Source organism: Kitasatospora sp. NPDC048239, from assembly GCF_043202015.1.
In the GTDB taxonomy this organism is placed as follows: Bacteria; Actinomycetota; Actinomycetes; order Streptomycetales; family Streptomycetaceae; genus Kitasatospora.
Window position 1 is genome coordinate 193960 of sequence record NZ_JBICZP010000012.1, and the last position, 16977, is coordinate 210936.

Consider the following 16977-nt stretch of genomic DNA (forward strand, 5'->3'; position numbering starts at 1 on the left):
CTGACACGAGAGTTGCTTGCCGGTCGGCCTGCCAGGACCTATCGTCGTCGACGGTGCACGTCCAGGCCTGCCGAGAGGAACCGCTATGAGTCCGCGCTCCGGGAACGAGACCGCCACCGGCGGCAGTGACGTCGCACCCGCCCGACGCCGCCGTGCGCGGCTAGCCCTGGCGGGCGGGGCGGTCGCGGCGCTGCCGGTGGTCGGTCTCCTCGCCGCCGGGTCGGCCTCCGCCGAGCCCGTCGCGGTCAGCGCCAGCGTGGCGGCCAAGCCGCCGGCCAAGGTCGTCGCGGCGAAGCCGCCGGCCAAGGTCGTCGCGGCGAAGCCGCCCATGAAGGTCGTCGCCGCCAAGCCCCCGATGAAGGTGGTCGCTGCCAAGCCCCCGATGAAGGTGGTCGCTGCCAAGCCGCCCATGAAGGTCGCCGCGAAGCCGCCCATGAAGGTCGTCGCCGCCAAGCCCCCGATGAAGGCCGCCGCCGCGGACCCGCGGCCGGGTGCCTCCCGCTGAGCACTGCAGCACCTGAGGACCGACACCCGGCGTCCTCCCCCGCACGAAGCCGCAACAGACAGCCGCGGACGCCCAGATGACGATGGCGGCCGGTCCCGGGAAACGGGGACCGGCCGCCATCGGCCGTTCGGCGCCGCGGTGGCGGCGCTGCCGGGGAGGCCCGGCGCAGGGGCTACGCGCCCCGCGCGCCCGCACCCGCGGGCTCGGGCTCGGGCTCGGCGACCGTGGCCGCGGCGCACTCCGCCCTCACGAACGCGGCGAGCCGCTCGACGCCGTCCCTGATCTGCGGTCCGCTCAGGGAGCTCACCGACAGCCGCAGCCGCTGCTCCCCGCCGCCGCCCGGATAGAACGGCGCCATCGGCGTCCAGAGCACCCCGTGCTCGCCCGCGCAGCGCTCCATGGCCGCCTCGTCCGCCGTGAACGGCACCGTCAGCACGGCGAAGAAGCCGCCCTCCGGCCGGTTCCAGGACAGGCCAAGGAGTCGGCGCTCGGCGGCCGGGAAGTGCCGCTCCAACTCCTCCAGCAGGGCTTCCATGTTGGCCGCGTAGTAGGCCGTCGCACCGGCGTTGGCGGCCCGCAGCCGGCAGTCGCCGCGCAGCAGCATGCCGCCGATGACGGCCTGGCTGAGCGCGGGCGTGTTGACGGTCGTCATGCTCTTGAGCTTCGCCAGCTCGTCCGCCAGCAGGGTGCGCCGGCCGCCGGGCCCGGCCACCTCCTGGTCCGCGACCACGTAGCCGAGCCGGGCGCCGGGGAAGCAGGTCTTGGCGAAGGACCCCAGGTAGACGACCTGGCGGCGGCGGTCGAGCGCCTTGAGGGTCGGCCGCTCGCCGGGGTCGCGGGCGAAGAAGCCGTACGGGTTGTCCTCGATGACCAGCAGGCCCTCCTCGGCGGCGGTGTCCAGCAGCCGGGAGCGGGCGCCCACCGGCATGCTGGTGCCGGAGGGGTTGGCGAAGTCGGGGACGACGTAGAGCGCGCGCGGGCGGCGGCCCTGGGCCCGGACGGCGCGGGCGGCGGCCCGGACGGCCTGCGGGTCCGGCCCGCCGTCGGGGCCCTCGGGAACGGGGACGGTGGTCAGGTCCAGCAGCCGGGCGGCGCCGGTGACGCCGACGTAGCAGGGCGAGCTGACCAGCAGGACGTCGTCCCGGGTGGCGCACAGGGCGCGCAGCGCGAGCAGCATGCCCTCCTGCGCGCCGACGGTGAGCACCAGGGCCTCGGGGGCGACGTCGAGTCCCTCGTCGTTCGCCAGGGTGCGGGCGACCAGGTCGGCGATGATGCCCTTGGTCGGCCCGTACTGGAACAGGGTGGTGCGCGCGGCGTCGCGGTCGAGGCCGCGCTCGGCGAGGTGGGCGAGGTAGGCGTCCAGGTGCCGGTGGACGTCCTCGGGCTCGAAGAAGCCCTCGTAGGGGCGGCCGGGGGCGAAGGAGAGGGCGCCGGGGTAGCGGGTGGTGACCTCGTTGAGGAAGGTCATCGCGTCGAGCAGCGGGTCGGCGAGGGAGGCGTGCAGGTCGCCGAGCCGCAACGGCTCCCCGGGTGCGTGGCGATCCGCCGACGCGGGCCGGTCCGCCGGCGCGTGCGGGTCCGCCGACGCGTGCGGGTGCACCGGTGCGTGCGGGTCCGCCGGGCTCACCGGAGGGCCTCGCGCAGCCGCTGCGCGGCGTACTCGTGGGCCTCGCCCCCGGCGTCCAGCACTCCGGCCATGGCGAAGAAGCCGTGCGGCATGCCCGCGTAGCGGCGGGCCTCGACGGGCACGCCCGCGGCGCGCAGGGCCTCTGCGTACTGCTCGCCCTCGTCGCGCAGCGGGTCGTACTCGGCGGTGATCACGGTGGCGGGCGGCAGGCCGGACAGGTCGGCGGCGCGCAGCGGGGAGGCGTGCGGGTGGTCGCCGTCGGCGGGGTCGGCCAGGTAGTGGCCCCAGTACCAGGCGACCGAGCGGCGGTTGAACAGCGCCGGGTCGTCGTGCTCGCGCAGTGAGGCGGTGTCGGCGCGGTGGTCGGTGTTGGGGTAGACGAGCAGTTGGTGGCGCAGGGCCGGGCCGCCCTCGTCGCGGGCGATCAGGGTGAGGGCGGCGGTGAGGTTGCCGCCCGCGCTGTCGCCGCCGACGGCGAGCCGTGCGGGGTCGATGCCGAGGCTGTCGGCCTGTTCGACCAGCCACCGGGCGGCGGCGCGGCAGTCGTGGACGGCGGCGGGGAAGGGGTGTTCGGGGGCGAGCCGGTAGCCGACGGAGGCGGTGACGCAGCCGACGGCGTTGGTCAGGCTGCGGCAGATGGCGTCGCTGGTGTCGGGCGAGCCGAGGGTCCAGCCGCCGCCGAACAGGTAGAGCAGCGCGGGGAGTCGGCCGGCCGCTCCGGCGGGGCGGTAGATCCGCACGGTGAGTTCGCCGCCGGGGCCGGGGATGCGGTGCTCCTCGACCGCGCCGACCGGCTCGGGGTTGCCGGCGGCGGCCTGGATGTCGGCGAGGTCGGCGGCGCGGGCCTCGGCGAGGCCGAGGGTGTAGAGCGGGGGTGTGCCCGCGCGGGCGCGCTGCGCGCGCAGCGCCTCCGCCTGGGGGTGCAGTGGCATGAAGGTCCCATCGGTGCGGGGTGCCGGCGGTGGGCACCGGACGGTCGGCGGCGGAGGCCGGAGGGTCAGCGGTCGGCCTCGACGTAGATGGTCTCGTCGGTGCGCAGGGCCGTGTCGAGGTCGGCGACGTCGGCGCGCAGGCCCTGCCGGTAGGCGCAGTGGCGGATCTGTCCGGGCTCGAAGCCGGCCCGGGTGAGCACGTGGCGCAGCTCGTCCAGGTCGTAGATCCACTGGTGGCCGAAGTGGCGGAAGATCTGGTTGACCAGGAAGGCCGGGCGCTGCGGCATCGGCGGGCCGAAGCCGAGGGTGGAGAGCCGGCGGCGGTGCTTGGCGAGGAAGCCGTCGCTGGTGGCGTAGCCCACCAGGTAGCGGGCCAGGTCGGGGGTGGTGATCCGCAGGACGCCGCCGGGTCTCAGCACCCGTCTGGCCTCGCGCAGCCAGCCGACGGCCACGGGCATGGTGACGTGCTCGATCAGGTGCTCGGCGTAGACCCAGTCGACGCTGGCGTCGGCGAAGGGCAGCGGCTGGGAGATGTCGAGCCGGGTGAACCAGCGGTCGCCGTCGACGCGGTAGAGGGTGCCGGGCTCGGTGGTGGCGTCGGGGCTGGTCAGGGCGGCGAGGTCGGTGCCGAGGCCTTCCGGGTGGGCGGTCCGGAAGGCTGCGAACTCGATTCCGGTGAGGCCGAGTTCGCGGAAGCCCTGGTGGTCGCGCGGGAGGCCGGCGGGGGCGGGTTCGAGGCTCTTGCAGGTGGCGACCCGCTCGCTGAAGCCGTCGAGGTGGACGGCGAGGCCGTCCGGGTCGTCCCAGTCCCAGCCGGGGAAGGCGTTCGTCATGTCGCTGGTCTTTCTGGTGGGTTGGGGTGTCGGGGGCCCGGCGGGCTTGCGGGCCTGCGGTGCGGGGCAGGGGGCCGGGTGCGGTGTCAGGCCCGGGCGGTGTCAGGCCCGGGCGGTGTCGGCGGCCGGCCAGGGTGCGAGGGCGCCGCGGTCCAGGTCGGCGAGTCGGGGGCGGCCCAACAGGGCCATGGTGTGCTCCAGTTCGTCGCGGAGCAGGCCGAGGACCCGGGCCACGCCGGCCTCGCCTTCGGTGGCCAGGCCCCACAGGACGGGGCGGCCGACCAGGACGGCCCGGGCGCCGAGGGCGAGGGCGATCGCGATGTCCGTCCCGCTGCGGACGCCTCCGTCGAGCAGGACCGGGTAGTGCGGGGGCAGGGCGTCGACCACCTCGGGGAGGACGGCCAGGCTGGGCAGGGCGCCGTCCAGTTGGCGTCCGCCGTGGTTGGAGACCACGACGGCGTCGACGCCGTGGTCGGCGGCCCGGCGGGCGTCCTCGGCGGTCAGGATGCCCTTGAGGACCAGCGGCAGGCTGCTGCGCTCGCGGATCCAGGCGAGGTCGGCCCAGGTCACCGTGGGGTCGAACTGTTCCGCGGCGTGGTCGGCGATGCCGGAGGAGCCGGTGGTGGCGCGGTGGCTGGCGGCCATCAGCCGCTGGTCGAGGTTGACGGCGCGGATGTCCGGCGGGACGGCGAAGCCGTTGCGCAGGTCGCGCAGCCGGCGTCCGATCCGGGGCGCGTCCACGGTCAGCATCAGGGCGGCGAACCCGGCGGCCTCGGCCCGTTCGATCAGTGCGGCCAGGGCGTCGCGGCGGCGCAGCCAGTAGAGCTGGAGCCAGAGCGGGCCGGTGGCGGCGGCGGCGATGTCCTCCAGGGTGCGGCTGGCGAAGATGCCGGCGACCAGCAGCGCGCCGGCCTGCCCGGCCGCGCGGGCGGTCGCGGTCTCGCCCTCGGGGTCGATCAGCCGGTGGTAGGCCATCGGTGCGATGCCCACCGGCAGCCGGAGTTCGGAGCCGAGCAGGGTCAGTGCGGGTGAGCAGGCCGAGACGTCGACGAGCGCGCGGGGTCGCAGGGCGTACCGGCCGAACTGCTTTCCGTTCGCCGCCAGGGTTCGTTCCGTGCCACTTCCGCCTTCAATGAAGTCCCAGATTTCTGGGAGAAGTCGGTCGTGCGCCGCGCGCTCGATCCCGGCCAGCGTGAGTGGTCCCACGGGGCATCCTCGTTCCCGGACGGCCGCGCTCGGACCAGTCCCGGATCTGCAGCGTAGGAGGTTCGGACCACATTGGTATAGACCTTGATTTGACCAATCGTCTGTGCAATCGTCTGGCAACGGAATTGACCGTATTGGTTCTGAACAGCGTCCATGTCAAATCTCCTCACTGCGTGGAGCGGCGTTGACCGCCATTTCCCTCTCATCACCTCCGCCTTCCGCGGCCCCGCACGCCGACGCCCCCGAACACTGGGTGGACCGGCTGCTGCTGGCCGGCCCCGGAAGCGAGGAATGCCTACGCTTCGGCACCCCCGTCGATCGCGACACCCTGCGCCGGCTGGTCGGCGAGCAGGCCCAACGGCTCGCCCTCGCGGGCCTGGAGCCAGGCGGGACGGTGGCGTTGCGGCTGCCGCCCTCGCTCGGCTTCGTCGTGGCCCTGCTCGCCTCCTGGCAGAGCGGCGCCCAGGTCGCGCTGCTCGACCACCGGTTGACGGACCATGAGGTCGACGCGGCCGTCGAACGGCTGGCCCCCCAACTGTTGGTAGGCTCGGCACACCGGTCGGCGCCGGCGCTGCGCGGCTTCCACGAGGTGGATCCGGTGGCCGTCCGGCTGCCGGCGGGCCGCCCGGCCCGCACCGGCCACGCGCTGGTCCAGCTCAGCTCCGGCTCCACCGGTCCGGCCAAGGTCATCGCCCGCACGGCCGGTGACCTGATCCGCGAACTCGGCTGCTACCAGCGGCTGGAGGAGTTCCCCGGCGAGGGCGAGCGGGTGGTTCTGCTCTCCTCGGTGGTGCACGTCCTCGGACTGGTCGGCGGGCTGCTGAACAGCCTGCATGCCCGGGCGCCGCTGACCGTGCCGGAGCGGATGACGGCGGCGGGCATCCTCGCCACCGTCGGCGCCGACACCCGGCCGACCACGGTGGTCGGGGTGCCCTTCCACGCCGAGCTGCTGGCCGGAGCGGCAACACCCCCGCCGCTGCCCGGACTTCGCCGGATGGTCGTGGCCGGCGAGCTGGTCCGCCCCGGACTGCCCGCCGCGTTCACCGCCAAGTACGGCGTGCCGCTCGGCACCATGTACGGGATGACCGAGCTCGGGGTCATCGCGACCGATCTCAGCGGTCGGCTGCACCCTCGGGCGCAACCCGTTCACGGCACCGAACTCCGTCTGGTCAATGGCGAGTTGCAGATCGGCATGACCGCCTCCCCGTACCCGGGGCTGGACGATCCGACCCGGTGGGCCGAGGGCTGGCTGCACACCAGGGACGCCGCCGTGCTCGACGCCGCGACCGGGTGCGTCACCGTCCTGGGCCGCCGGGACTCCCAGGTCTCGATCGGCGGTCTGAAGGTCGACCTCACCGAGGTGGAGCAGACCCTGGCCGCACTGCCGGGGGTCCGTGAGGCCGTCGTGGTGTTCGACCAGGGCACCATCGAGGCCTACCTCTCCACCGAGGAGGGCGCGGAGCCCGCGCTCGTCGAGAGCGGACTGGCCCGGCAGTTGGCCGCCTACAAGCGGCCCCGCACCCTGGCCTTCCTCCCCGCGCTCCCCCGCACCGCCACCGGCAAGCTGCTGCGTGATCCGGCCGCCCTGCGCGCGGCCGCCCGCTGAATTCCCCGCCGCACCCGAACCGATTTCCCGATCAGGCAAAACACACTTCCCGATGGGGAAGCACCGGCTTTCCCGCTGTGTCCGAACGGCTTTCCCGATTGGGCCGCACCGCCTTACCCGGCGGCCCCGGACGGCCTTCCCGATCGGGTCCGCCCGATTTCCCCGCCGTACCCGACTCCTCCCCGACCCCGCGCGCCACCACAGGTGCGCAAGCACAAGGAGCACACCATGCAGGACCGCATCCGCGAGTTCGTCCTCGCCGCCCTGGCCGAGATGCAGTACGACGTGTCGGAGGTCACCGGCGACACCGACCTCGGACCGGCCGGCCTCGACCTGGAGTCGCTCGCGCTGGCCGACCTCTCCGTCCAGGTCGAGGACGAGTACGGGATCAAGTTCGACCTGGACGAGATGGAGAGCACCGCGCTGATGACGCTCGACCAGTTCACCGCCGACGTCGCCAAGCGGATCGCCGCCGTCCCGAGCACCTCGGGCAGCCCGGCGTGACGGACACCCGCCTCCCCGGCCGGGCCGAGGTCCTGGAGATGCTGGCGGCGTTCGGGCAGCGCGCCGCCGAGAGCGTCCCGGAGACCGTCGGGTCGCTGGAACTCACCTGGCTGATCGCCGAGTTCGAGCAACGCTACGGGGTCGAGCTGGACCTCGACGACGAGCAGTTCGAGGCCGTCCGGACGGTGGACGACGCCACCGCGGTGCTGTCCGCGGCCGTGCTGGCCGCCGCCGGGGACGACCGCACCGCCGGGGCCGCGCAGTCATGACCGGCAACGCCCCGCCCGCCGTCCGGCCCGTGGTGACCGGCGTCGGCGTGCTCAGCGCGGTCGGCTCCGGGCTCGACGCGCTCGCCGAGGCGACCGCCCACGGCAAGGCCGCCTTCGCCACCGTCACCCGGTTCGACGTCTCCGCGCGCCGGACCACCCGGGCCGCGCTGCTGCCCGAACCGGTGGCACTCGCCGACGCCGTCCTCGCCGCCGTGGAGCAGGCCTGCCGCCAGGCCGGCCTGCCCGCCGCGGACGGCGCCGACGGGCCCGCGTCCGCGCCCGGCGCGGGCGCCACGCCCGTCCTGCTCGCCCTGCACAGCGACCTGCGGACCAGGGAGGTCACCGAGGCCGTCGCCGCCGGGGCCGCCGGGGCCTGGGGTCTCGCCGGGGTGACCAGGGTCTACACCGGGGCCTGCGTCGCGGCCGGCACCGCCGTGGCCGACGCCGCCGCCATGGTCGCCACCGGCCGGCACCCCCGGGTGCTGGTCGCGGCAGGCCACCTGGTCGAGCCGGGGGTGTTCGCCGCCTTCGACGCCGGCCGGGCGCTGGCCCGCGACGGCGAGCTGCGCCCGTTCAGCGCCGGCCGCAGCGGCACCCTGCTCGGCGACGCGGCCGCCGCCGTGGTCGTCGAGGCCGAACCGGCCGCCGAGCGGCGCGGCGCGCCCGTGCTGGCCCGGCTGGCCGGCTGGGGCCGGACCGGGGACGCCCACCACGTCTGCCGCCCCGAGCCGGACGGCGAAGGCGCGGCCCGCGCCGTCGAGGCCGCGCTCGCCCGGGCCGGCGTCGCCCCGGCCGAGATCGGCTACGTCAACGCCAACGGGACCGGCTCACCGCTGGCCGACCGGGCCGAGGCGAGCGCACTGCGCCGGGTCTTCGGCCCGCACGCCGAGCGGCTGCCGGTGAGCTCCAGCAAGTCCGTCCACGGCCACGCCCTGGAGGCCTCCGCGCTGCTCGAACTCGCCGTCACCATCGCGGCGTTGCGCGACGGCCGACTCCCGGTGAACGCCGGCTGGCTCGGCCCGGACCCGGACGTCGCGGTGGACCTGGTGCTCGACGGACCGCGCGCCGCCCGGCCGCGCTACGCGCTGACGCTCAACTCCGCGTTCGGCGGCGCCAACACCGCACTCCTGGTGGCCGCCCGATGACCGGACTGCGCATCCTCGCCCAGGCCGGCTGGCCCGACCCGGACGTCCGCGAGCCCCTCCCCCCGATCCCCGGCTTCACCGCCTCCTCCTTCAACCCCCTGGTGGCCGAGACCGCCGAGCGCTGTCTGCGCGCCCACCACGGCGCCGCACCGGCCCCCGGCCGCACCGCCCTGCTGCTGGCCAGCGCCGGCGGCGACCGCGCCACCGCCCGGGCCATCGAGGAGGCCGCCGCCTCCGACCGGAGGGTCCCACCCCTGCTGTTCTTCCAGTCCAACCCGAACGCCGTCCTCGGCCACATCGCCGCACGCTGGGGCCTGACCGGACCGGTCGTGGCGATCAGCCCCGCCGCGACCCGCCCGGGCCGGGTGCCGCAGGACGCGCTCGACCTGGCGGAGCTGATCCTCGCGGACGGCGACGCCGACCAGGTCCTCGTCATCGCGGCCGAGCAGGCCGACGCCGGCCAGGGGGCGGACCACGCGGTCGCCCTCCTGGTCACCACCGCCTGACCGGGCCGGCCCCGACCGCGCCCCTTTCCGCAATCCGCACCACCCGCAGCACCGCCACCACCGAGCGAGCGGCCCCACACGCCGGCCCGCCGCAGCACGCCCCGCACCATGGGAGGGATCCACCACCGTGAGCATCCGCAGTATCCGCACCCTTCTGGCGGACGACCCGGACGTCGGCGCCGGCAACGTCCTGACCAGCCGGCTGGCCCTCGGCCTCGGCCTGGACGAGCCGCTGCTGACCTTCGACACCGCGGTGGACGACCACGCCGCCTGGCAGCCCTTCACCCTGCGCGAGCTCGACCGCGCCGTCCGGGCCCGGGCCGCCGCGCTGCACGCCCTCGGAGTGACCCGCCGCGACCCGGTGGTGGTCTACACGAGCGACGCCGCCGACCACGTGCTGGCCTTCCTCGCACTCGCCCGGCTCGGCGCGATCCCCGCCCTGCTCAACCCCAACGTGGACGGTGAGCGGGCCGCCCGCTACATCCACCGCCTCGGCGCCGTCGGCATCCTCGCCGACGCCCCGCACCTGGCCGCGCTGGCCGGCCACGACACCGGCACCCCCCACCTGCCCGAGATCTCCACCCTCGGCGCGGGCGACCCCGACGCCGCTCCCGCGCCCTACCGGCACTGGTCCGGCGACCCGGTCGCGATCACCCACTCCTCCGGCACCACCGGTCTGCCCAAGGCCGTGGTCCACTCGCACGCGAGCCTGTACGCGGCGATCCGCCACCGCCTTCGGATGCCCCGCCCGCAGGGCCAGGACCGGATGCTCAGCGCACTGCCCGCCCCGCACGCCGCCACGCTGATCGCGGTCAACCTGGCGCTCAGCTCGCACACCCGAATCGCCCTGCTCTCAAGGCAGTCGGGTTCGGGCGTGCTGGACGCGATCGAGCGCTGGGAGCCCAGCGGCGTCATCGGCTTCGCCGCGACCTGGGCCGAGCTCGCCCACCACGACCTGAGCGCACGCCGGACGGACTCGGTCGCACTCTGGTGGAACACCGGCGACTGCGCGCACGAGGTGCACATCCGCCACCTGATCGCCGCCGGCAGCCGGGAGACCGTCACCCGCGAAGGCCGGGTCCGGGCGCCCGGATCGCTGTTCGTGGACGGCCTCGGCTCCACCGAGATGGGCCACTCGCACTTCTTCATCACGCACGGCCCCGGCACCGAGCGCTACGGCCGCTGCGTCGGCCGCCCGCACGCCTTCGTCGACTGCGAGGTGGTCGGCCCGGACGGCGAGCCGCTCGGCCCCGGCGAGGTCGGCGAACTCGCCACCACCTCCCCCACCCTGGCACTCGGCTACTGGAACGACTCGGCCACCACCTTCCGCACCCGGATCCGCGGGCGGTTCCTCACCGGCGACCTGATGTACCGGGACGAGGAGGGCTACTACTACCACGTCGACCGGGCCGTCGACTCCGTCGAACTCGGCGACGGCAAGCGGCTGTTCACCGCGATGTCGGAGGAGCGCGTACTGGCCGGCTGCCCGGACGTCGCGGACTGCACCGTCGTCGCCGTCCGCGACGGCGACCGGGTCGTCACCGACGTGCTGCTCCTCCTGGCCGCCGGCGCCGACCCGGAGACGGACCGCACCAAGGAGGTGACGGCGGCGCTCGACGAGCACAGCGCGGCGACCGTCCGCAAGGTCCTGGTGGTCTCCGGCGAGGACATCCCGCTCGGCCCGACCGGCAAGGTCCGCAAGGTGCTGCTGCGCCAGCGCTACCTGGACTCGGCGGCGGGCCGATGAGCGCCCCCCGCCCGGCCGCCACCATCACCGGCCTCGGCCTGGTCACGCCCCTCGGCCGCAAGCCCTCCGAGGTCTTCGAGGCGCTCACCACCGGCCGGAGCGGCATCACCGCCGTACCGGAGGGCCACGCCGCGCACGGCTGGCTCACCGCCGCCGGCATCGCCCCCGCGGTGGAGGGCCGCGAGGTGCTGCCGCCCACCGAGACCCGCTGTGTGGACCGCTTCGTCCTGCTCGCCCTCGCCGCCGCCGACGACGCGCTCGCCGACGCCGGACTGGTCGTCGGCCGGGACGTCGACGCCCACCGCACCGCCGTCGTCCTGGCCACCGGCGGCGGCGGCCTGGAGACCTTCGAGCAGCAGTCGCACCGGCGCCTGGAGCGCGGCCGGCCCGGGGTCAGCCCGTACCTGCTGCCCGGCATGCTCTCCAACATGGCCACCGCCCGGATCGCCATCAAGCACGGGATCCGGGGCTACAGTTCGGCGATCGTGACGGCCTGTGCGGCCGGCGCCCAGGCCGTCGCCGAGGGCCTGCGGCTGATCCGCGCCGGGGACGCCGACGTGGTGGTGTGCGGCGGCAGTGAGTCCTCGCTGCACCCGACGATCGCCGCCGCCTTCACCAACGCCCGTGCCCTGTCGCACGGTTGGGAGGACCCGGAGCAGGCCAGCCGGCCGTTCGACGCCCGCCGCACCGGCTTCGTGCTCGGCGAGGGCAGCGCCGTCCTGGTGCTGGAGCGCGCCGAGCACGCGGACGCCCGCGGCGCCGCCGGGTACGCCGACCTGACCGGCTGGGGCGCCTCCACCGACGCCCACCACCCGACCATGCCGCGCCCGGACGGCGAGGGCGCCGCCGACGCGATGCGCGCCGCCATCGCCAACGCCGGCCTGTCGCCCGCCGACATCGGCTACGTCAACGCGCACGGCACCGGCACCAAGCTCGGCGACATCGCCGAGACGGCGGCCCTGCGGGCCGTCTTCGGCGAGCAGGGGCCCGCGGTCAGCTCCACCAAGGGCGCGACCGGCCACCTGCTGGGCGCCGCAGGGGCGTTGGAGGCCGCCGTGACGGCACTCGCGGTGGCCCGCGGGACGCTGCCGCCGACCGTGAACCTCACCGACCCCGACCCGGCGTGCGCGCTCGACCACGTCCGGGGCGCCGCGCGCACCGCGGCGCCGGGCGCCGCCCTGAGCAACGCCTTCGCCTTCGGCGGCCACAACCTCAGCCTGATCTTCGGCCCGGCGTCCACCCGTGCCGCCAAGTAGCGCTCCGCAAACCGCCCTTGCCTCACGCCCGGGGAGAACCGATGTCCGTCCAGTCCATCACCCATGTCGAGTACCACTGCGCCGACGCCGACCTGACCGCCGCCGGGCTCTGCTCGGACTACGGCTTCCTGCATGACGACCAGGCCCCGCCCCAGCCCGGGATACGCACCGTCCGGCTGCACCAGGGCACGATCCGGATCCACGTCTCCTCGGCCGAGGACCCCGCCCACCCGGTGGCCCGCTTCGTGGCGCGGCACGGCGACGGAGTGGCCGTGATCGCGCTCGGCTGCACCGACCCGCAGGCCTCGCTGGAGCGCGCCGAGCGGCACGGCGCCCGGGTCCTGGACCGGGCCGGCGGCCTGGTCGCCGGCTTCGGCGACGTGGCCCTGCGGTTCGTCCCCGACGCCCCGGCCCAGGCCGCGCCCGTCGGCCTGCTGGAGGCCCTCGACCACGCCGCGATCTGCGTGCCCGCCGGCGAGCTCGCCCCCGCCGTCAAGTTCTGCGAGGCCGCGCTCGGCTTCCACCGGATCTTCGGCGAGTACATCGAGGTCGGCGCGCAGGCCATGGACTCCAGCGTGGTGCAGAGCGCCTCCGGCGAGGTCACCTTCACCCTGATCGAGCCCGACACCACCCGCCAGCCCGGCCAGATCGACACCTTCCTGGACGCCAACGAGGGCGCCGGCGTCCAGCACCTGGCGTTCCGCACGGAGGACATCGCCACCGCCGTCCGCACGGCCCGCGCGGCCGGCGTCGAGTTCCTGAGCACCCCCGGCGCCTACTACGACGCCCTCGCCGAGCGGCTCGGGGCGACCGCCATCCCGGTCGACACCCTGCGCGAGCTGGACGTGCTGGTGGACCAGGACCACGGCGGACAGCTGTTCCAGATCTTCGTCCGCTCGACCCACCCCCGACGGACGTACTTCCTGGAGCTGATCGAGCGCCAGGGCGCGGGCACCTTCGGCACCGCCAACATCAAGGCCCTGTACGAGGCCGTCGAGCGGCAGAGCTCCACCGCGTCCGTCTGACCCACCCCCCGAGGAGACCGCCCCGCCATGACGACCGCACCCGAGTTCCACCTCACCGACGCCGAACGCGCCCTGCTGCCCACCCCCGAGGAGGTGGCCGGCTACCTGGAGCACGGCTGGTACCTCTCCCGCCGGCTCTTCAGCGACGAGGAGCTGGACACCCTCCAGGCCGCCACCGAGAAGTACTACGAGGGCCACCGCGACCGCACCCTCGCCGTGCGGCCGCCCAACCTCGCCTCCTGGGAGCCCTCGCACGGCCCGATCCAGCGGCACAACGACTACGTCCACTACGAGAGCGACGCGATCGGCGCGATCCTGCGCAAGCCGCTGCTGGGCGCCGTCGCCGCGCTGCTCGCCGAGGCCGAGGAGATCCGGGTCTTCCAGGCCACGCTGATCTTCAAGCCGCCGGTGCCCGAGGAGCCCACCAACCAGGTGCCCTGGCACTTCGACAAGCACTACTGGCAGACCTCCAGCTCCGACCGGATGCTCACCGCCTTCCTCCCCTTCCACGACTGCGGCGAGGAGAACGGCACCATCACCATGATCGACGGCAGCCACCGCTGGCGGGAGCTGGACTCCGGTGAGGACTCCACCCGGCATTTCGCCCAGCGCGACCGCTCCGAGCTGGAGGGGATCCTCGCCGAGAACGCCCGCTTCAACGGGCAGGAGGTGCGCAAGGTCCCGATGGTGATCCCGCGCGGGCACGTCAGCTTCCACCACTGCCGCACCTACCACGGCAGCGGCGCCAACCTCTCGGACGCCCCGCGCCGCGCCGTCTCCCTGCACCTGCAGGACGGCGGCAACGAGTACCGCCACCACACCCGGGCGGACGGCGGGACGGTCGTCTACAACCACGACGTGGTGGTCCGGCGCACCGCCGACGGCCGGCCCGACTACGCCGACCCGGACATCTGCCCGGCCGTGTGGCGGGGAGCGCTGTGACGATCGACCACCCGGCCACCGACCGGAGTTCGGGGCCGGCCGACGGTACCCACCCGGCCGGCGGTACCGAAACGACCGACGGCGCCGTCACGGCGGGCAGCGCCGTGACCGCGCCGCTCGGCACGCCCGAACAGCGCTACCGGATGCTCCGGCTGATCCGCGGCTTCGAGGAGCTGGCGCTCGACCTGGTCCGCGCCAAGGTGATCATCGGCGGCGTCCACCCGTACATCGGCCAGGAGGCCGTCGCCGTCGGCGTCTGCGCCGCACTGGGCCCGGGCGACCGGCTCACCAGCACCCACCGCGGCCACGGCCACGTCCTCGCCCGGGGCGTCGACCCGCACCGGCTGCTCGCCGAACTCGCCGGGCGGGTCGACGGGTTGAACCGGGGGCGGGGCGGCTCGATGCACGCCGCCGATCTCTCCCTGGGCATCCTGGGCGCCAACGGCATGGTCGGCGCCGGGGCACCGATCGCGGTCGGCGCCGCCTGGGCCGCCCAGCAGGCCGGCGACGGCCGGGTGGCGGTCGCGTTCTTCGGCGACGGCGCGCTCAACCAGGGCGTGCTGCTGGAGGCGTTCAACCTCGCCGCGATGTGGCGGCTGCCGGTGGTCTTCGTCTGCGAGAACAACGGCTACGCCACCACGCTGCCCGCCGCCACCGCGGTGGCGGGCAGCGCCCTAGGCCGGGCCCAGGCCTTCGGGATCCCCGCCGTCGAGGTCGACGGAATGGACACCGAGGCCGTCCGCGCGGCCGCCGCGGAGGCCGTCGAGCGGGCGCGCTCGGGCGGCGGACCGGGCTTCCTGGAGTGCCGGACGTACCGGTTCGAGGCCCACCACACCATGGAGCACCGGATGAAGCTGCACTACCGCGCCGCCGAGGAGGTCGACGCCTGGCGGACCCGCGACCCGCTGCCGCGCGCCGCCGCACTCATCGGCGAGGCGCGCCGGGCCGCCCTGGACGAGGAGGTCGCGGCCGAGCTGGCGGCGGCCGAGCGGTTCGCGCTCGCCTCCGAACACCCGGACCCGGAAGGCGCGTTGGACCACCTGTACGCCGACGGGCTGCGGCCCAGGGCGGGGGCTTCGGGATGAGGCTCTCGTACACCAAGGCCCTCAACCGGGCGCTGGCCGACGAACTCGCCGAGGACCCGGCGGTCTGCGTGTTCGGCGAGGACATCGGGGCCGGCATGGCCGGTCCGACGCTCGGGCTGCTGGACCGCTTCGGCCCGGGGCGGGTGGTCGACACCCCGCTGTCCGAGCAGGCCTTCACCTCGATGGCGATCGGTGCGGCGCTGTCCGGCCGGCGACCGGTGCTGGAGTTCCAGATCCCCTCGCTGCTGTTCCTGGTCTTCGAGCAACTCGTCAACCAGGCACACAAGTTCTCGCTGATGACCGGCGGCCAGGCCGGTGTGCCGCTGACCTGCCTGGTGCCCGGATCCGGCTCCCGCGACGGCTGGGCGGGCCAGCACTCCGACCACCCGTACAGCCTGTTCGCGCACGCCGGGATCAAGACGGTGGTGCCCGCCACCCCCACCGACGCCTACGGGCTGATGCGGTCGGCCATCCGCGACCCGGACCCGGTCGTGGTGTTCGCCCCGGCCGCCGCCCTGCCCGTCCGGGAGACCGTCACCTGGGAGTTGGCGCCGATCCCGCTGGGCTCGGCCCGGGTGCACCGGGAGGGGACGGACGTCACCGTCGTGGCCGTCGGCCACCTGGTGCACGACGCGCTCGCGGTCGCCCAGGAGGTCGCCGACGAGATCTCCGTGGAGGTCCTCGACCCGCGCACGCTCCACCCCTTCGACTGGGAGGCGCTCGCCGCCTCGCTGGAGCGCACCGGCCGGCTGGTCGTCATCGACGACTCCAACCGCAGCTGCGGCATCGGCGGCGAGGTGCTGGCCACCGCCGCCGAGCAGATGCGCCTGATCGCCCCGCCCCGGCGGATCACCCGCCCGGACGGCACCGTCCTGCCCTTCGCCCCACAGCTCGACCGGGCCCTGCAGCCGGGCCGCGAGCAGCTGCGGCACGCCCTCCACACCGTCATGAAGTAGCCGATCCCCCGAGGAGTCCGCCCATGTCCACCAACCGCTACCACTGGGACCGTTCGCACCCGGGCCTGTCCAGTCTCCAGCAGGCCATCGATCCGCTGCGCCGCGAGGTCGTCGGCCACACCGTCTACGGCGGCCTGAACAGCATCGAGCGGGTCCGCACCTTCCTGGACAGCCACGTCTTCGCCGTCTGGGACTTCATGTCGCTGCTGAAGAGCCTCCAGCGCGAGCTCACCAGCGTCGACGTGCCCTGGGTCCCGAACGGTCCGACCGCCAGCCGGCGGCTGATCAACGAGATCGTGCTGGTCGAGGAGAGCGACGAGCTCGGCGAGGGCTTCACCAGCCACTTCGAGCTGTACGTCGAGGGCATGCGCCAGGCCGGCACCGACCCCGGGCCCGTCGAGGACTTCCTGGAGCTGCTGCGCTCCGGCACGCCGGTGCCGCAGGCGCTGAAGGCCGCCGGGGTGCCGCAGGCCGCCGTCGACTTCACCACCACCACCTGGGAGATCATCGAGAACGCGCCGGTGCACTGCCGCGCCGCCGCCTTCGCGTTCGGCCGCGAGGACCTGATCCCGGACATGTTCGCCCAGGTCATCAAGATCGACGACCCGGAGGGTGTGCTGACCGTCTTCAAGGACTACCTCGCCCGGCACATCGAGGTGGACGGCGAGCAGCACACCCCGATGGCCATGCAGATGCTGATCGACCTCAACGGCGACGACCAGGCCAAGTGGGATGCCTGCGCCGAGACCGTCCGCACCGCCCTGCAGGCCCGGGTCCGGCTCTGGACGGCGATCGAGGAGGCCTTCCCGGCCTAGCCCCCCCCCCCCCCCCGT

General features: G+C 74.8%; 17 protein-coding genes. 13 read left to right on the top strand and 4 right to left on the bottom strand.

The annotated features are described in order from the left end of the window. Positions 1-85 precede the first annotated feature (85 nt). Positions 86-505, top strand: a complete 420-nt coding sequence (locus ACGFZP_RS28440; protein ID WP_392938526.1) for a hypothetical protein — start codon at positions 86-88, stop codon at positions 503-505. 172 nt (positions 506-677) lie between these two features. Here the strand turns inward: ACGFZP_RS28440 and ACGFZP_RS28445 are convergent, their stop codons facing one another. The 4 genes from ACGFZP_RS28445 to ACGFZP_RS28460 form a co-directional block, all read right to left on the bottom strand. After that, positions 678-2024 (bottom strand): PLP-dependent aminotransferase family protein, encoded by a 1347-nt coding sequence (locus ACGFZP_RS28445; RefSeq protein WP_392938528.1) that lies wholly within the window; start codon positions 2022-2024, stop codon positions 678-680. A 104-nt stretch (positions 2025-2128) separates the two neighbouring features. Further along, positions 2129-3064 (bottom strand): alpha/beta hydrolase, encoded by a 936-nt coding sequence (locus ACGFZP_RS28450; protein WP_392938531.1) that lies wholly within the window; start codon positions 3062-3064, stop codon positions 2129-2131. Positions 3065-3129: 65 nt separating this feature from the next. After that, positions 3130-3897 carry a class I SAM-dependent methyltransferase gene (locus tag ACGFZP_RS28455; protein WP_392938534.1) on the bottom strand — a complete coding sequence of 256 codons (768 nt, stop codon included), beginning with the start codon at positions 3895-3897 and terminating at the stop codon, positions 3130-3132. 102 nt (positions 3898-3999) lie between these two features. Further along, a complete protein-coding gene (locus ACGFZP_RS28460) occupies positions 4000-5103 on the bottom strand; it encodes an alpha-hydroxy acid oxidase (protein WP_392938537.1) in 1104 nt (367 codons plus the stop codon). Positions 5104-5287: 184 nt separating this feature from the next. Between ACGFZP_RS28460 and ACGFZP_RS28465 the strand changes: the two genes are divergently transcribed. The 12 genes from ACGFZP_RS28465 (at position 5288) to ACGFZP_RS28520 (ending at position 16959) form a co-directional block, all read left to right on the top strand. Continuing rightward, complete coding sequence (locus ACGFZP_RS28465; protein ID WP_392938540.1) at positions 5288-6709, top strand: class I adenylate-forming enzyme family protein; 1422 nt, start codon at positions 5288-5290, stop codon at positions 6707-6709. A gap of 228 nt (positions 6710-6937) precedes the next feature. Next, positions 6938-7213, top strand: coding sequence for an acyl carrier protein (locus tag ACGFZP_RS28470; RefSeq protein ID WP_392938542.1), 276 nt, complete (start codon positions 6938-6940; stop codon positions 7211-7213). Further along, positions 7210-7482, top strand: a complete 273-nt coding sequence (locus ACGFZP_RS28475; RefSeq protein ID WP_392938544.1) for an acyl carrier protein — start codon at positions 7210-7212, stop codon at positions 7480-7482. Before ACGFZP_RS28470 ends, ACGFZP_RS28475 begins: the two co-directional genes overlap by 4 nt. Beyond that, complete coding sequence (locus tag ACGFZP_RS28480; RefSeq protein WP_392938547.1) at positions 7479-8627, top strand: beta-ketoacyl synthase N-terminal-like domain-containing protein; 1149 nt, start codon at positions 7479-7481, stop codon at positions 8625-8627. The genes ACGFZP_RS28475 and ACGFZP_RS28480 overlap by 4 nt, the downstream gene beginning before the upstream one ends. Then, entirely contained in the window at positions 8624-9133 is a 510-nt protein-coding gene (locus ACGFZP_RS28485; protein ID WP_392938550.1) for a hypothetical protein, read from the top strand. Before ACGFZP_RS28480 ends, ACGFZP_RS28485 begins: the two co-directional genes overlap by 4 nt. A 127-nt stretch (positions 9134-9260) precedes the next feature. Continuing rightward, complete coding sequence (locus ACGFZP_RS28490; RefSeq protein ID WP_392938553.1) at positions 9261-10880, top strand: class I adenylate-forming enzyme family protein; 1620 nt, start codon at positions 9261-9263, stop codon at positions 10878-10880. Further along, positions 10877-12136, top strand: a complete 1260-nt coding sequence (locus ACGFZP_RS28495) for a beta-ketoacyl-[acyl-carrier-protein] synthase family protein (protein WP_392938556.1) — start codon at positions 10877-10879, stop codon at positions 12134-12136. Before ACGFZP_RS28490 ends, ACGFZP_RS28495 begins: the two co-directional genes overlap by 4 nt. 41 nt (positions 12137-12177) lie before the next feature. Beyond that, complete coding sequence (hppD, locus tag ACGFZP_RS28500) at positions 12178-13161, top strand: 4-hydroxyphenylpyruvate dioxygenase (RefSeq protein WP_392938558.1); 984 nt, start codon at positions 12178-12180, stop codon at positions 13159-13161. Between the two features lie 27 nt (positions 13162-13188). Continuing rightward, positions 13189-14103 carry a phytanoyl-CoA dioxygenase family protein gene (locus ACGFZP_RS28505; protein ID WP_392938560.1) on the top strand — a complete coding sequence of 305 codons (915 nt, stop codon included), beginning with the start codon at positions 13189-13191 and terminating at the stop codon, positions 14101-14103. Further along, on the top strand, positions 14100-15188 hold the full coding sequence (locus ACGFZP_RS28510) for a thiamine pyrophosphate-dependent dehydrogenase E1 component subunit alpha (protein WP_392938563.1): 1089 nt from the start codon (positions 14100-14102) through the stop codon (positions 15186-15188). The genes ACGFZP_RS28505 and ACGFZP_RS28510 overlap by 4 nt, the downstream gene beginning before the upstream one ends. Continuing rightward, on the top strand, positions 15185-16144 hold the full coding sequence (locus ACGFZP_RS28515; protein ID WP_392938565.1) for an alpha-ketoacid dehydrogenase subunit beta: 960 nt from the start codon (positions 15185-15187) through the stop codon (positions 16142-16144). The genes ACGFZP_RS28510 and ACGFZP_RS28515 overlap by 4 nt, the downstream gene beginning before the upstream one ends. Positions 16145-16167: 23 nt before the next feature. Beyond that, a complete protein-coding gene (locus ACGFZP_RS28520) occupies positions 16168-16959 on the top strand; it encodes a DUF3050 domain-containing protein (protein ID WP_392938567.1) in 792 nt (263 codons plus the stop codon). The last annotated feature ends 18 nt before the right edge of the window (positions 16960-16977 follow it).